The organism is Streptomyces inhibens, assembly GCF_003389455.1.
Lineage (GTDB): Bacteria > Actinomycetota > Actinomycetes > Streptomycetales > Streptomycetaceae > Streptomyces > Streptomyces inhibens.
In genome coordinates this window covers 1-962 of sequence record NZ_QUAC01000266.1, presented here as the reverse complement: position 1 = coordinate 962, position 962 = coordinate 1, and the positions used below count along the sequence as shown (strand labels likewise).

Annotated in this window: 1 pseudogene; it reads left to right on the top strand. The window is 72.1% G+C overall.

What is annotated here, in order from left to right:
* Positions 1–84 precede the first annotated feature (84 nt).
* Positions 85–962, top strand: a pseudogene (locus tag DY245_RS48510) (ATP-binding protein); the annotation flags it as partial.

Below are 962 nucleotides of genomic sequence, written 5' to 3'. Positions count from 1 at the left end.
GGGCTGGGTGCGGTCTATGGGGGAGAGGGGGTTCGTGGGTCGGGTTCGGTGTACGGGGGAGAGGGGGTTCGTGGGTCGGGTTCGGTGTACGGGGGCGATGGTGTGCGGGGGGCGGGTGGTGGGGGCTATGGGGGGCATGGTGCGGACGGCCTTTGTGTGGGTGGTGATGACGATCATGGCGGCGGGGGCGGGGCCGTTGGTGTGGTTGGTGCTCGCGGGACGGACGGGGGTGGTGAGGCCCGTGGAATGTATGGCGGTGGGGTGAGGGGGGCCGCGTATGGCTATGACTGCGTGGCGGGAAGTGCTGCGGGGGGTGGTCACGGGACGTATGGCGATGCGGGGCGTGGTGGAGAGGGAGGCGCCGGCGGAGGCCTAGGAGCAGGAGCAGGAGCAGGAGCAGGAGCAGGCGCGGGTGTCGGGGGGCGTTTGGGTGGGGGTGGTGGGGCCGAGGCGGGGATGCTTGCGGTGCGGATCGAGACGGATTCGGCGTTGCCCAGTGGGCTGGCGTTGTTGGACGCACCGGATATTGATTCGCTGGTCGCCCGGAACCGGGAGCTGGCCGCGGAGCTGATCTGTGCGGCGGATGTCTGGGTACTGGTCACCACGGCCGCCCGGTACGCGGATGCGGTGCCCTGGCATCTGCTGCGTACGGCCAAGGAGTACGACGTCACGCTGGTGACCGTGCTGGACCGGGTGCCGCATCAGATCGCCACCGATATCTCCGGGCGGTACGCGGAGCTTCTCCAGCGCGCCGGTCTTGGCCACGTCCCGCGGTTCACCATTCCCGAGCTGCCCGAGTCCGCCGGCGGTGGGAGCGGGCTGCTGCCGGCCACGGCGGTCGCAGCGCTGCGGGACTGGCTGGAGCGGCACGCCCAGGACCCCGTCGCCCGCGCCGCCGCCGCGGAGCGTACGGCCGCCGGCGTGATCGCCTCGCTGCGCAGCCGGCTGCCCGCGCTTGCCGG